Origin of the sequence: Pedobacter africanus (genome assembly GCF_900176535.1) — a bacterium.
In the GTDB taxonomy this organism is placed as follows: Bacteria; Bacteroidota; Bacteroidia; order Sphingobacteriales; family Sphingobacteriaceae; genus Pedobacter; species Pedobacter africanus.
This window is the reverse complement of record NZ_FWXT01000001.1, coordinates 722,440-736,175: the sequence shown is the minus strand read 5'-3', so window position 1 is coordinate 736,175 and position 13,736 is coordinate 722,440. Positions and strand designations below refer to the sequence as shown.

At 41.8% G+C, this 13,736-nt stretch carries 14 protein-coding genes; all 14 read left to right on the top strand.

Annotation, left to right across the window (positions count from 1 at the left end; translation table 11 throughout):
- Positions 1 to 3: 3 nt before the first annotated feature.
- The 14 genes from B9A91_RS02800 (at position 4) to B9A91_RS02730 (ending at position 13,735) form a co-directional block, all read left to right on the top strand.
- Positions 4 to 1,215 (top strand): phage major capsid protein, encoded by a 1,212-nt coding sequence (locus B9A91_RS02800; protein WP_084236897.1) that lies wholly within the window; start codon positions 4 to 6, stop codon positions 1,213 to 1,215.
- Positions 1,216 to 1,322: 107 nt separating this feature from the next.
- Positions 1,323 to 1,502, top strand: coding sequence for a hypothetical protein (locus B9A91_RS02795; protein ID WP_084236896.1), 180 nt, complete (start codon positions 1,323 to 1,325; stop codon positions 1,500 to 1,502).
- 3 nt (positions 1,503 to 1,505) lie between these two features.
- Positions 1,506 to 1,982 carry a head-tail connector protein gene (locus tag B9A91_RS02790; RefSeq protein WP_084236895.1) on the top strand — a complete coding sequence of 159 codons (477 nt, stop codon included), beginning with the start codon at positions 1,506 to 1,508 and terminating at the stop codon, positions 1,980 to 1,982.
- Entirely contained in the window at positions 1,983 to 2,354 is a 372-nt protein-coding gene (locus tag B9A91_RS02785; RefSeq protein WP_084236894.1) for a phage head completion protein, read from the top strand.
- The gene (locus B9A91_RS02780; RefSeq protein WP_084236893.1) at positions 2,351 to 2,770 is read left to right on the top strand and encodes a hypothetical protein; all 420 of its coding nucleotides are present in this window, start codon (positions 2,351 to 2,353) and stop codon (positions 2,768 to 2,770) included. Before B9A91_RS02785 ends, B9A91_RS02780 begins: the two co-directional genes overlap by 4 nt.
- Entirely contained in the window at positions 2,767 to 3,201 is a 435-nt protein-coding gene (locus tag B9A91_RS02775; protein ID WP_084236892.1) for a hypothetical protein, read from the top strand. Before B9A91_RS02780 ends, B9A91_RS02775 begins: the two co-directional genes overlap by 4 nt.
- A gap of 199 nt (positions 3,202 to 3,400) precedes the next feature.
- Complete coding sequence (locus B9A91_RS02770) at positions 3,401 to 3,883, top strand: phage tail tube protein (RefSeq protein ID WP_084236891.1); 483 nt, start codon at positions 3,401 to 3,403, stop codon at positions 3,881 to 3,883.
- A 2-nt stretch (positions 3,884 to 3,885) separates the two neighbouring features.
- On the top strand, positions 3,886 to 4,263 hold the full coding sequence (locus B9A91_RS02765; protein ID WP_084236890.1) for a hypothetical protein: 378 nt from the start codon (positions 3,886 to 3,888) through the stop codon (positions 4,261 to 4,263).
- 288 nt (positions 4,264 to 4,551) lie between these two features.
- Positions 4,552 to 6,576, top strand: coding sequence for an ANIS5 family metal-binding protein (locus B9A91_RS02755; protein WP_084236888.1), 2,025 nt, complete (start codon positions 4,552 to 4,554; stop codon positions 6,574 to 6,576).
- Positions 6,576 to 7,721, top strand: a complete 1,146-nt coding sequence (locus B9A91_RS02750) for a hypothetical protein (protein ID WP_084236887.1) — start codon at positions 6,576 to 6,578, stop codon at positions 7,719 to 7,721. The genes B9A91_RS02755 and B9A91_RS02750 overlap by 1 nt, the downstream gene beginning before the upstream one ends.
- Positions 7,718 to 9,583 carry a SprB repeat-containing protein gene (locus tag B9A91_RS02745; protein ID WP_084236886.1) on the top strand — a complete coding sequence of 622 codons (1,866 nt, stop codon included), beginning with the start codon at positions 7,718 to 7,720 and terminating at the stop codon, positions 9,581 to 9,583. The genes B9A91_RS02750 and B9A91_RS02745 overlap by 4 nt, the downstream gene beginning before the upstream one ends.
- 3 nt (positions 9,584 to 9,586) lie before the next feature.
- Positions 9,587 to 12,007 carry a hypothetical protein gene (locus tag B9A91_RS02740; protein ID WP_084236885.1) on the top strand — a complete coding sequence of 807 codons (2,421 nt, stop codon included), beginning with the start codon at positions 9,587 to 9,589 and terminating at the stop codon, positions 12,005 to 12,007.
- Positions 12,004 to 12,522: a hypothetical protein gene (locus B9A91_RS02735; RefSeq protein ID WP_084236884.1), complete on the top strand. Its 519-nt coding sequence runs from the start codon at positions 12,004 to 12,006 to the stop codon at positions 12,520 to 12,522. The genes B9A91_RS02740 and B9A91_RS02735 overlap by 4 nt, the downstream gene beginning before the upstream one ends.
- A gap of 4 nt (positions 12,523 to 12,526) precedes the next feature.
- Positions 12,527 to 13,735 carry a hypothetical protein gene (locus tag B9A91_RS02730; RefSeq protein WP_144008838.1) on the top strand — a complete coding sequence of 403 codons (1,209 nt, stop codon included), beginning with the start codon at positions 12,527 to 12,529 and terminating at the stop codon, positions 13,733 to 13,735.
- The last annotated feature ends 1 nt before the right edge of the window (position 13,736 follow it).

Sequence of the window (13,736 nt, the reverse complement as noted above, 5' to 3'; positions counted from 1 at the left end):
ATAATGGAAGATTTAAAACAAGAGCTCGAAACGCTTAAGGCTGATTTGAGTAAGAATTTTGAAACGAAGTCTAAGGTAGACATCCAAGCTGCAATCACTGAATTTGAAACGAAATCAAAAGGCATTTATGACGCTGAAATAAAAAGCATTAAGGATGATTTCGAGGCTAAATCTGCTGCTATGCAGGAGCATCTGGATAAGCTTGACATCAGATTGCAGGAAGCCAAAAAAGGCGAAAAACTGGAAACAAAAACCTTTAATCAGATTTTAGGAGAAACTATCCGTGAAAATGCTGATGCAATCAAAAACCATAAAACAGGCGAAATCCTAAAAATGGAATTAAAAGCGGTTGGTGATATGTCTATCGCAGCCAACTTCCCTGGATCAACTCCGTTTAATCAGGAAGTTCGGAACGCTTTAATACAAAATCCGTATGATAGGGTTTGGCTTTCTGACTATCTGCCACAGGGTAGTACGACCAAAGGATCTATCATTTATCCAAAAGAGAATGGTGGAGAGGGCGGTGCAGCTACCTGGGTAACTGGATCAGGAAACAAGGCCCAAATGGACTTTGATTTGACGTCGCAAAGTGCATTTGTTAAGTGGATTGCAGGTTTTGTTATTGTTGATCGTGAAATGCTTGATGATATAGAGTGGATTGCCAGCTACATCCAATCAAAAATGCTAATTAGCTTGAAGGTTGCAGAAAACAACTTCATCCTAAACGGAACGTCCGATAGTAACCCTGTTGACGGACTTCTTGATGTCGCCACTGCTTACAACGGAGATTATACAGCCGCGGTTGATAAGATTGTTGATGCCGCCTATGGACAGATACCAGTAGACACTTTTGAGTTCTATCAAGGTAACACAGCGATCTTTAATGTTCGTGATGCCGTTGCTATCGGTTTGAATAAAGCATCTGGGTCTGGCGAGTATGACTTGCCTGCTGGGTCTGTTTCCTATGCCGCTGGAAAACTATCCGTAGCTGGTTTGAATATAGCTACCACCACACAGTTGGGAGCTAATAACTTCCTCGCTTTTGACAGGATGGCAACATTGCTTGTGAATCGCCTTGCTCCTGAATTGAGGATGTTTGAGGACGCAGCGTTGGCTAAACAAAATAAAGTTATGTTCAGGATTGAAGAAAGGATTACTCTGGCGATATTCAATGATAACGCCATTGTTAAAGGTTCGTTAGCTCAAACAACGTAATTTTTTCATACGGTTTATATTTGGTTAAAACCTCGGATGGATTTCCGGGGTTTTATTATTTGTAACATATATGTTACTTTGTATTGGAAAAGTATTACTTTTATACTATGGAAGTAATACTGCTAAAATCACATGACGGAAATAATGCGGGAAGCGTTATTGATGTTACGCCGGAAAGAGCTAATTACCTTGTTAGTTGCAAAGTTGCTGCTTATACCGAAGGCTATGTAGCGCCAAATGTTCAGAAGCAAACAAAAGAGCAAAAGGCAAAGCTCGAAAAAAAGTAAGGCATGATTATTACCGAATATACTGACATTATAAGTCTGGCCCGCGCAAGGACATATTTGCGTGTGGATGATATGATGAATGAGGATGACGACGAAATCACGTCAATGATTAAAGCCTCATTCACTTTCATAGAGCGGTATACCTGCCATTTGTTTGGCTCCAGGGACTTGTCTCAGTTGGTGCCGCCAAAGATCTACAAGTACCCAATTAATTCAATATCCGGCGTTACAGAGGATGATTGGGATAATTACTACCAGAGAAACCTTGATTATTATTGCCAGGAGAATATTTCATCACGGCCGGTTTTAGTGAATTTTAATGCAGGATATGTCAATGTTGAAGATGTACCAGAAGATTTTATACAGGCTGCTTTACAGATCATCAAGGTCTGGTATTTCGAGGCAGAGAAGCAGGTTAATGAAACGTTGATACCGGTTTCAGTTAAACAGGTATTAGATACCTATAGAAGGTTCGTATAAATGAAAGCCAGGGAATACAATAAAAGAATTGAGGTATGGGAAACTACGGAACGAGTTTCTGATGGGTTTGGGGGATATATAGCAGGATCGCCTCAATTAATTTCTCGTTCCTGGGCAAAACTTGTAACTGAGGGATTGGGCCGGAAAGCTTATAGCTTCGGAATAATAGAGTTTAAAGATCCTTTGCTATTTCTTGTTAGGGGACGTAATGACCTGCCCTACAACGGAAGGAATTTATTTCTGGTATATAAAGGAGATAAGTACATAATACAGGGAATAAGAAATGAAAACTTACGTGATGTGGACACTGAGATTTTCTGTACAAAGGATGATCCTTTGACTGTTCCATATATAGGAGTAATAACAACATGAGCCGTTTAAGTGGCGCAGAAAAGCTTATCAAACGCCTAAATGAATTAGGCAAAGCAGACTTTGTTCGCTCAGAAATAGCGGCTGCGTCTTTTCAAATTGAATTTGATGCTAAGCAAAACGCAAGTTCAATTACAAATGCTCCGCCTGAAGTTGTTCAATTGATCAGCAGGTCAGTGATAAACAATGGCCTGACTGCCGTTATAAATCAGAATTCTTTACCAATGGGTGCGTATATTGAGTTTGGGACCGGAGGGCATGTGAAAGTTGCTGATGAATGGAGGGATATGGCATGGCAATTCTATGTCAATGGCAAAGGCAGGTTAAGGGCGCATCCATACATGTATCCAGCCTTTGTTAAAGGCAGAGATATGTTTATTAAATCATTAAGAGCTAAAATTAGACAACTTACAAAATGAACAAGAACCCTGACAAATGGATACGTAAGGAAGTAAGCGCCAGGATAAATAACGTGGACGTTGCTGGCCACATAATACCATGTGTTGATGTTAATTTTACTGGTGAAACTCAACCAATGTACTACGTAGCCATGAGTACTCAAACTAAGGTTGAGGCTAATTTAAACAAATGCAAGAAGCAGTGGGATTGTTCAATATTGCTAGACGTTATAACCAGGTATCCGGGCATAGGAAATACCGGAAGTAGGGTATTACTTAATGATATTGAAGAAAAGGTAATTTCATCAATGGTTGATTTTACTATTGATGGAGGATTTGAAGTTTATAGAGATATTGAGCTGGAAAGCTCTAGTGGATTGGATGGTCAGACGGACACCGAGACATATTTTAGGCAGCTTATAAGGTACAGGATAAGGCTTGTTGAATCATGACGTTAGAACAACAAGCAGAAATAAAATTCCCTATGCCGCCAAAAGCATGTCCCTGGAATAAGAAAAGAATATTATGGAAGAGAGAAAAGTGGATAAAGGAGCAGATCGCCAATAGTAAATAGTTAACAAAACAAAAGCCTAAAATATTTTATATATTGTAACATATATGTTACATTTGATTATACAAAATATTTAAACTATGGGATTTTTAAACGGAAGGACAGTATTACTGTTCATTGACACCGACACACCGATAACAACGGATCTGGAAGACGTGACCACCGCAGAAGCAAAACTAGTCGCCTGTTTAACTTCAAACGGTTTCGACGGTACAACTTCAGCTATTGCGACTACATCAAAGTGTTCAGGATCATTCGCCGAATCGCTTGATGGCGAAAAGGGATGGACGATGTCTGCTGAAGGTCAGGCCATTTCTCTTGATGGGCCAGGCGATGAAAGACTTAATCACAACGCCCTGTTCAAGCTATGGAGATCTGGGGCAACAGTCTGGGTTTTCATGATGGACACGGCTTCTCCTGTGGTTACAATGCGTTATGGATTGGCAAGGATAGACTCATTCAGTGATTCTGCACCTGACAATGAGGCTCAAACATTCAGTATTTCACTGACTGGAGTCGGCCAGCCTGGAGATCAGGATGATATTTCTCCAGTAACGACTTAGTTATGAGTAACCCAAGGATAACATTCGAGGTTGAAGGGGTGAAATACTCCCTATACTTTGGTATGGTGGCTACTCAAATTATAACCGAAAAATCAATTAAAGCTGCTGCGTCACAGGAAAAAAGCAACGTAAAGTCATTTGCTTATATTTTGTTTGGGGGGCTGTGTAATGCTGCTGAGTTGGTTGACGAAGCTAACCCGGATTTTGAGCAGGCTTATTTACTTGCTGAGGTAATTGCCGGGGATGATGATTTGACCTCTAAAATATATTCAGCCTGGCAAGAAAGCAAACCTCATAAAGAATTGATGGATAGGCTAAACTCAAATAAAAAAAAAGCAGGAAAACAGCCAGGCAAAAACCAGAAAACTGGAATGAAATAAAGGCGTTTGCTTTTGGTGAGTTAGGGTTAAAGCCCTGGGATTTTGCAAGGCTTTCGCATAAGGATTATGTGATTTTGTGTATAGGTCATATAGATAAGTCACGCCGATTAGAAGCATCTGAAAGAAGATTGAACTATCACATTGTGAAAGGCTGGGCTGATCCTAAAAAGTTCACACAATCAATGGAGCAGTGGTGGCAAATAGGAGATGAGGTTGAGCGGAAAATAAGAGTCCCAAGTAAAGCTAAACTTTCAAAACTTGAACAACAATTTAGAAACCTAGGTAAAAATGGCTAACGAAAAACTTTCCATAGAATTAACCGCGAAAATCGATGGACTCAGGGATAGCTTTAATCAAGCGATCCGTGAGGTTAATTCATATGACAAAGAAACTAAAGCTAAGTTAGCATCTGTTGATAAAGGTTTTGCCCAATTGGCTAATGATATTGATAAGGCAATGTCATCGGCCTCTGTATCAACGAGTAAAGCTTCATCACAAATCACTAAGAGTCTTGCCCAGGCGGCCCAAGCAACGGCAGCTGGGGGTAAATCTATAAAGTCAGGTTCAGATCAAGCTGCAAATGCGTTGACAAATCTAGGTAGAGTGGCTCAAGATGCGCCATTTGGATTTATAGGGATACAAAACAATCTAAATCCTCTATTGGAGTCATTCCAAAGGTTAAAGGCGGAAACTGGAAGTAGCGGAGCAGCACTAAAAGCATTGGGTCAATCTTTAATAGGCCCTGCAGGAATAGGCATAGCATTGTCAGTAGTTTCTTCTGCAATCATTCTTTATCAACAATATCAACAGAGGGCAAACAAGACTATTGAAAATGCCAAAAAGACAACTGACGATTACATCAATACATTGGATCAGTTGTCTCAGGTTCAACTCAAAGGTGCACAAAACGCGCAGAGGGAGCTCACAGAACTCGCTTCTTTATATCAGATATCTCAAGATGCTACCATATCAATAAGGCAAAGAAAAGATGCGGTTGACGAACTACAATCTCAATACCCAGCTTATTTCGCCAATATCAAAGATGAAACTATTCTTAATGGCGGTGCAAAAGAGGCTTATGACAGGCTTACTACTGCAATTATAGCTACTGCAAGAGCTAGAGCCGCTCAGGATTTAATCACAAAAAATTCCAGCAAGCAATTAGAGAACGAACAGAAGTTAATTGACCTTGAAAGTGATAGAGTTAAAAAAGCAAACGAGCTGGCGCTAGCTAAAAAAAGGGAAGCCCAAAATGTGGGAAACAGCGATATTCAAACTGGCAGTGCTGCAGACGCGATTGCAGCTGCTAAGGCCAGTCAATCGCTAAAAGGAATTATAAAGGAACAGGGGCAAATCAAAGCTGAAAATAACAAGCTAGATCAAGAAAATTTAAGACTTACAGAACAAATAACCAAAGAGGTTAAGAAGGGAGCTGACCTTGCTGGCAAAGTAGGTGATTTGAAGAAAGTTAAAATAGAGGCGCCTAAAATTGGAAAACTTGGTACGGGGGGTATTTTCGGAGATTTAGGCCTTAAGGCTTTTGAAAATATTAATTTATCAATTATAACCAAGCCTTTAAAAGAAATTAGAACTGAAACCGAGTTTGCCGTCGCGGCTCTTAAGGGTAATTTTGACTATACAAGTCAACAAATTGAAGATTTTGTATCTAAGTACGGGAGAAGCGCCGTTGAATTATTGGACATAGCGCAAAAATTTAACAGCGATTTCAACCAAATAGCTTTTGGTGGTATAACAGATACGTTAAGTTCACTTGGATCAGCTATAGGTGAGTCATTTGCTAATGGATCAAATATATTAGAAGCTGCAGGTCAATCATTATTGTCGTCACTTGGGGGTATTTTGGTTGAATTTGGAAAACTTACCCTGGCAGCGGGGGTTGCAGCAACAGCTTTAGGTCAGGCGCTTAGAAATCCATTAAACCCAGCGAATGCGGCGCTAGCCATTGGTGCCGGTGCGGCATTGATAGCCATTGGGTCTGCTATTAAAGCATTCAGTGGTAAAGTTGGTAAAAGTAATAGTTCGGGCGGCGCTGGAAAAACAGACTCAAAATCCATCCCTCAGTTTGCGTCGGGGGTTCAGAATTTCGGGGGCGGCTTGGCATTGGTAGGAGAGCGGGGACCAGAGCTTGTAAACCTTCCAACTGGATCAAGTGTAATACCTACCGGCCGTACAGAGCGAATGATGCGAGGCAGCAACAGTTCTGTTGTGGTAGGTGGTGAAATGCGTATTTCTATGCGGGAACTTGTAGTGGCTTTACGCCGGGAAGAAAAACTATTAGGGAGGCTCGGATAATGGCTTGGGAGATAGAAAGAATAGGAGTTCGAGCAAGCGGTGCTTTTTCAAAGTGGGCCTACAAGCGCGTTGTGATAGATGAAAATGGCGAAGTTTATGCCGAAGGTATACCAGGCCAGAGGGATTTTAATCTTTCAATCAATGACTACAAGTATACTGATAGAAGGTTCCGACCAGGTGATTTGGTGACCGAATTCTGCAATTTCAACACCCACACCTTTTTCAGGGTATATGCGCAGAACGAAAATCCATTCGTTTACGTGGAAACTGACATTAATCAACCAAAATGCGGATATCAAGAGCCTTTACCTGAGCCAGCGGTTCCGGTTAATCCTTTCGGAAATCCTGTTTATGGTCCATATAGAACCTTCGACTATTGCGATATTGAAGGGCAGCTGGTAGAAGTTGTCATCGAAGCTAAGAATTATGACGGTGATGTTTTCCCAATTGAGATAGGAGGTAAAAGCCCGGTCGTATTGTCTTACAAAGAGGTTGACAATAAGTTCGATCCAATTCGCCCTGTAGAAGCTGAGCTGTCATTTATTGAAACCAATAATTTTGTGCTCGATGAGTTTTTCAACGGGGATGAACGGGCATTCAGGGTTACAGCATTAAAGAACAGTAAAATACAGTTCAGAGGGTACATCATACCTGATAGTTGTGCTGCGCCTTTTAATGCGCCTCCTTATCCGGTATCAATAAGAGCCACCGACGCTTTGGGCGGGCTTAAATCAGTTACATACCCTGTGCCAGTTGGCAGTCTTTCTGAGATACGACAGTCATTCGTCGATATCCTTGCTTACTGCTTTGCAATGACAAATTTAAACTTGAACATAGTTACAATTTGCAATGTATACGATCCTTTGATGCCGACGGGATTAAACGATGACCCGCTTTCGCTGGCTACTGTTAACCCGTTGCGACTTTCAAAAGACAACGGGACAACAATGACTGTATATGAAGTTCTTGAACAAGTTGCAATAGCCTGGGGAGCATTCATAGTGCAGGTTAATGGTGAATGGAATTTTGTAAGGATAGATGAGCTGAGCAAGGCATCAATAAGGCGAAGGACGTATAACTACAAGGGACTGTTTTTATATGCTGACAATTTGGATAACAATAGAATTGCGGGGGCTGCAGTATGATAGTTTACTCATTTGACGGTTTTTATAATGGTGGAGCATCTGGCGATTTCGTATTGATTGATTACGATCTGGATGCTGGGGTAGTATCAGCTATTACAAGCGTTGGAAGTTTCCCGCAAATTGTTTACGAAAATGTTTCACCAGCGAAAGCCGAAGGTGATGAACTATGGCGAAGTACTATTAGCGGTAATATTGTTTCAGTAAAATGGACGCCTTATTTTCCGTTTGGCTATGCGACAACGGAAGTTGATCCTGATCCCCCAGTAGAAGTTATTACGATCAATAGCATAACGGTTACGCCTCAGACTGTTCCTGGCACTAACGATGGAACCGCCACGGTTAATGCCAGCGAAGGGACGGGACCATATCAGTATTCGATTAATGGAGTCGATTACCAATCAAGTAACGTATTTGCAGGCCTGGCTCCTGGAACGTATTCCGTTTTCGTTAAAAGCGCAGTAAACCCTGTTACCTCTGGTAGTTTCACTATTGCTGCCGCACCATACGTAGATCCACCTATAGATCCTGCGATTAAAGACGTAGTTGTCCTTGCTGGCGGTGAAATAAACATACAAAACGCATACAAACGAGTAGAGGTATTGTCTGAGTTTGGGAAAGTACCTTCCTTACTGTACAATGGAAACTTTGAAGATTGGGATGGCCAGAACTTTAATTTCTGGACCAGGTACGGCGGACTTGATTTTACCAGAGTACAGAGAACTGTAACAAATACCAAAGGAGAAACTATACCTATTCAAAACCACGCGATCAGGTTTAATGTAAAGGCAAATAGCGGGAAATACCTTGAGTCGGCTGTAATTCCTTTTCAAAAAGGAGACCAGGCAAAAGTTCAATTTAGAGTAAGCAAGGTAACTGATGTTACGGAATACAGCTATATAGAAACCAGGTATATCGGCCCGGTTCCATATCCGGTTGGACATAATATAAAGACTTTTTACGCTGCCAAAATCCGGTTCAAGATCGGCAATTATTACTTGTATAATGAAAATTACGGTTCGTCATTTACCTGGACAACAAATTTGGCCACAGTAAGTATCCCTATTGATAACAAAACCGGCGATCTTAATACTTACTCAATTAGCTTCCAGGTGCCTGAGTGTCCGGAAACAGGAAACCTTTTCATCCAGTTATATGGATTTGAAAAGGTGATTATGGATTCCTGGGAAAGCCCTGTCAGAAGTGTGGGGTCAGGAACGAATTATACTGTGTTAGACGAGTATCAGCCGGTGACTATGGATGATATTTCTTTGTCAAAAAGCAGCCAGAGTGGAGACAACGATATTGTAGGCTTGCTGTCTGTTTCGGAAAACTTAAGGTACTATACAGAGAAACCTGATCAGTTTAAAATACTGTTTGGAGATTATTTTAATTCATCAGCTGGAGCAAGTGCATTGAGTAACCTATACGCGATGAAAGTAGGCAACTCTTATACTTCTGGTTGGTATGAGTACGGAACTACAAGTTCACCAGTAGCGTTTGGTCTTATGTTAGCAAAATCAATATTAAAAGCTTATCAGAAGCCATTCAGGTTTTGGTTAGGCGATTTAAAGTTGAAGCCGCTTGCGCCGGAATTTAGCTACTTAAACACTTTTAATTTCGATGTTCCTGGTCAGGACAAGTTCAGCAGCAAAGTGTTTGCTCTTCTCGGAGGCGAGATAGATTTAAAAAACAACACAATCAGTAATGTAAAACTCGCTGAGGTGTTTGATAAGCCCGCCAAATCAAATGATGTTACCGTACCTAATTATCCAGGATCAGAGTCACCTGTATTTGTGCAGGACCCTAACGGAGAAGATGCCAATGGAATATTTACAGATGAATTTACACTTGAATTTACTTAAAAGATGAACTATCAACAGCAAATAGACGCATATAAAAAACTGGTTATTCAAGCGGTTGCCAGCAAGGTTTCAGAAGACAGCATAGACCCTGGAGATGTTGCATCTATTGGGCTTCAAATTGCTGACATGCTGTTGCCAATTATAAATACGATAAATGATTTTGGTATAACGGGTGGTACATTACCGCCAAACAATGTCAATGGCATCGATTTGGACTTATATATTCAAGGCGGAACATCGCTTGTTTTTTGGAGAAAACGTAGCGGTATTTGGGTAGCGGAAGCTTCTGTTGAATTAGGAATACAGATAGTAGACGGTAATATAACCCTTCAGGCAAGCGTAAACGAGCAGGTTGTTACTGTTTCTGCTGGCAGCTGGGGAATAAACAATATTATCTACAGCAAGGCAACGCAAACTCAACTCAACCTTACTGCCGCAGATTTAAACTTTAATAGGATCGATACTATTGTTGCTGACGCAACGGGTGCAATATACCTTTTAAACGGTGTAGCCAGTTCAAATCCAAACCCAGCAGCTTTACCAGCAAATTCTATTGTGGTGGCATACGTGTATATTCCATCTTCTTCAAGCGGGGATTTACCATATATATCAGACAGTAATTCGCCTCCTGTACCTATTTACGATGTGCCTAAACCCTGGACGTCCGAACCTACTCCGTTGGATGGATATAGATCATTTATCATTGATGATGTTGAATACTTTTTCCGAAGTCTGGTTGAGGGAAACACCTCTCAGCCGTCAATCGAAGCATCATCAGGAGCATGGATACAAACAAACTTTTACGGTTTTATAAGTACGTGGTCAAGTTTTGTCCCTTATAATGAAGGATCATTAGTAACTGGCGATGCAAATACAAAGGTCTATAAGTCTAAAGTGTCTGGAAATGCTGGAAACATACCGTCTGGCGGTGTAAGTACAGCTTACTGGGAGTATGTAGGTGTATATAAGGGTTTTTATAATCCAGGAATTTACGATGATGGGGATGTAGTAATTGCTGCGTCTGAAAGCAACAGGATTTACATATCAAATATTCCTGACAATGAGCAGCCGCTAACTGATGTTGTTGGTGCATCAACATGGAATGTTATAGGCGCTAAAAACTCTGGCTCAAACATAGGTTCAGTAGATAAACCATCAACAGGAGACTTAGACAACCCTACTGGCGTTTACACCTTCACTGATGAGGAACTTGCTTTAATAGGTAATGACCCTGCAGTATCTGCCTACGTAACATCAGATGATGCAGGAAACACAGTAGAAACATTCTATCCAGACATAACCCCGATCACCACAAAGGATTCAGATGGCAAGCTGATCAGCATTCAGGTTGACTTTGGAGAGGATGGGGGGATGATCAGGTTTACCGGGGCTAATGCCGGAGTTTCGCCAACGCCCGGGGGCGAAACTCCGGATGCTACGACTACAGTTAAAGGTAAAATTAAGCTGGCCGGTGACTTGGCTGGAACAGCTGATGCGCCTACTGTTCCAGGATTAGCCTTAAAAGCTCCTTTGGAATCGCCTGCTTTAACGGGGACACCAACCGCTCCAACACAATCTCCTTCAGACAACAGTACAAAGATCGCTACAACTGAATACGTCGATACAGCTTTGGATAACAAGGTAGATAAGGAAATTGGGAAAGGCTTGTCTGAAAACGACTATACCGACGCAGAGAAAACCAAGCTGGCAAATCTGTCTGATTACTTTAAAGGTCGATATGCATCCTTGGCAGCTCTGCAATCTGCTTTTCCTATTGGTGAAGATGGGGATTACGCCACGGTTGACACCGTCGGTGTGGATGCCATAACTTACATATGGGACGAAACAGATGCAGAATGGGTTCCGGGGAATCCTGGATCAGTAACAACCGTAAACGGTCAAACCGGCGCTGTAATCCTGGACGCAGATGATATTGGTGATGGTACGACAAACAAGGCGTATACAGCCACGGAGAAAACAAAATTAGCTGCGATAACAGGAACTAATACAGGGGACAATGCTACAAATAGTACTTCAAATAGCTATGCAGACGGAAAGGTGCAAAACAGCTTATCCTCAAGTACTACTGTTGCTCCGAGCGCTACGGCTGTTAATGTAGCTTTAGCAGATAAAGCCAACATAGCGGCAGCTCAGGTCACGCTTACAGCGTTAACGTTTACATCAGACAGTGTATCCGGAACAATATCATCACCCATAACTGGAAACTTAACAGGAGACGTTACAGGGGCTAAACTTGGTGTAACAGTACTGGTTATCCATAATAATGGAACTGAGCCAACCTTTGACAGCAAGTTCAAGAAGCTATCAGGTTCAGGTGATTATGTGACTGGCCAGGTGAACTACATCTATTGCCAGTATATAGATGCAACCCATATTGTTTACTCCATAAACCAATCGGCATGATACGTAGGATGATGATGTCGAGCCTTAAAAACAATCTAGCGCCAGTATTATCGCCAATACCAGGATGGCAAACTGATGGGGTAAACATTACCAATGTCAATGATTTTGCGCCGTCAATGATGGAAGGTAACGCATGGACTGACTACTACATACCATCTGGTGGTACTGGGATCATACGGGGGCGATCTGAATACGCCGTTTTTGGTCTTGCTGCTGAATCAGGTGAGATCGGATATGCGAGTATAGACTTTGGGGTATGGACCAACGGAGACAAACCTTCAACTTACAACGACAATGTCAGTAGTGAAACAGGGCCTGTAGCCGGGACAATTATCGTACAGATAAGGCTTGATGGAAGCTTAGTACACTTTGAATACTCAAACGACGGCGAGGCAACGTGGAACCCAATAATATCACCACTTACTCAACTCAATATACCCTATTACCCAAAAATAACATTTTACGATACTTCTGAGCGGGTTTACGACTTGGTTGGTAGCGGATATACAATTTAAATTTATGGCATACATAGTAGAAAACGGAAAAAGGATAAATTACGAAGCTCAGGATGGAAACCTGGTATTTTCGGATGGAAAGATTGCTGTACCGTCGGTATATAACATAGATCCAAAGCAGGCCTATAAAACAGCGTCAAAGCCAACTGGCCCGGTTATCATTACGCCAGGTGTAAAGGAGATTGGCCCTGCTGATCTGGTTAACCTAAAAGATGTAGAAAACCAGATCTTCAAATTGAAGCCTGGGATTTATACAGGTTCGAACAGGATAGCGAACCTTAAAAACGTCACGATTGATGGGGCCGGGAAGGTGTTGTTTCAAGGCGGCGCGCATGCTATAGATATTCTAGGAGCTATCTCAGGCCTAACCCTGGCAAACTTCAGCACGAAGGATGTTTCGGACAAGCAAATATCTATGGAGGACATTCACGAAAAACGGTGGAAAGACGGCCAAGGCGACTTTGTAGATGGTGTAAATCTGATTAACATCCACTCCGAAGGTGGAGGAAACCTGTTCCATGCCAACGGCGCTTTAGAAAAAGGGACACACCGGGGCCTTATCAAAGGGTTTACTATGCGCGGCTGTACAGTTAAGAATAGCGCTAAGCCCGGCATGGTAGTTTACCTGGGTAGCGCAATGGGGTATGACATTTCAGGCAACCTGATTGACAATCTTAATCACGATGATACAGTTCATAATGGATTGTTTATGCTTCGGGGCAATGGCCGGTTCTATGGTAACAAAGCGACCAATTACCAGGGTACATTTATGCGCGCATGGTTATTTAGTCACAATAGCACGCCTGATGTAGTGGAAATATTTAACAACATAGCTTATAACAGCAAAAAGTATGGGCCTTTTGAGTTACAAGCCGCGCCAGAGTTTCATGATAATAACTTCCGACCAGCCAATGCAAAGGTTTACAATAACACAGCTGGCAAGTTAAATACCTCTAAAGATTGGCATGGACAGATGCTGGATGTGTATAACACCGGAGGCACTTTGGAGTATTTCAATAACCTGGGCTTTGAAATGAACCGGTCGATAGGTGGCCCAAGTATCACAACCGGCATCACCGATATGATAAATTATGTTGGAGGTTCTCCAAATATCATCCGTAACGAAAACAATCGGTATTTCAACACGGCAGGAGAAGCCGTTACCGATACAATAAATTTTAAATCACTTATCAAAGGAATAGGAGCGCAATAAT

Bases quoted from the DNA above. Each gene is read 5' to 3' on its own strand.
- B9A91_RS02730 (WP_144008838.1), top strand. From the start codon at position 12,527: ATGGCATACATAGTAGAAAACGGAAAAAGGATAAATTACGAAGCTCAG.
- B9A91_RS02765 (WP_084236890.1), top strand. From the start codon at position 3,886: ATGAGTAACCCAAGGATAACATTCGAGGTTGAAGGGGTGAAATACTCC.
- B9A91_RS02755 (WP_084236888.1), top strand. From the start codon at position 4,552: ATGGCTAACGAAAAACTTTCCATAGAATTAACCGCGAAAATCGATGGA.
- B9A91_RS02750 (WP_084236887.1), top strand. From the start codon at position 6,576: ATGGCTTGGGAGATAGAAAGAATAGGAGTTCGAGCAAGCGGTGCTTTT.
- B9A91_RS02785 (WP_084236894.1), top strand. From the start codon at position 1,983: ATGAAAGCCAGGGAATACAATAAAAGAATTGAGGTATGGGAAACTACG.
- B9A91_RS02780 (WP_084236893.1), top strand. From the start codon at position 2,351: ATGAGCCGTTTAAGTGGCGCAGAAAAGCTTATCAAACGCCTAAATGAA.
- B9A91_RS02745 (WP_084236886.1), top strand. From the start codon at position 7,718: ATGATAGTTTACTCATTTGACGGTTTTTATAATGGTGGAGCATCTGGC.
- B9A91_RS02795 (WP_084236896.1), top strand. From the start codon at position 1,323: ATGGAAGTAATACTGCTAAAATCACATGACGGAAATAATGCGGGAAGC.
- B9A91_RS02775 (WP_084236892.1), top strand. From the start codon at position 2,767: ATGAACAAGAACCCTGACAAATGGATACGTAAGGAAGTAAGCGCCAGG.
- B9A91_RS02740 (WP_084236885.1), top strand. From the start codon at position 9,587: ATGAACTATCAACAGCAAATAGACGCATATAAAAAACTGGTTATTCAA.
- B9A91_RS02790 (WP_084236895.1), top strand. From the start codon at position 1,506: ATGATTATTACCGAATATACTGACATTATAAGTCTGGCCCGCGCAAGG.
- B9A91_RS02735 (WP_084236884.1), top strand. From the start codon at position 12,004: ATGATACGTAGGATGATGATGTCGAGCCTTAAAAACAATCTAGCGCCA.
- B9A91_RS02770 (WP_084236891.1), top strand. From the start codon at position 3,401: ATGGGATTTTTAAACGGAAGGACAGTATTACTGTTCATTGACACCGAC.
- B9A91_RS02800 (WP_084236897.1), top strand. From the start codon at position 4: ATGGAAGATTTAAAACAAGAGCTCGAAACGCTTAAGGCTGATTTGAGT.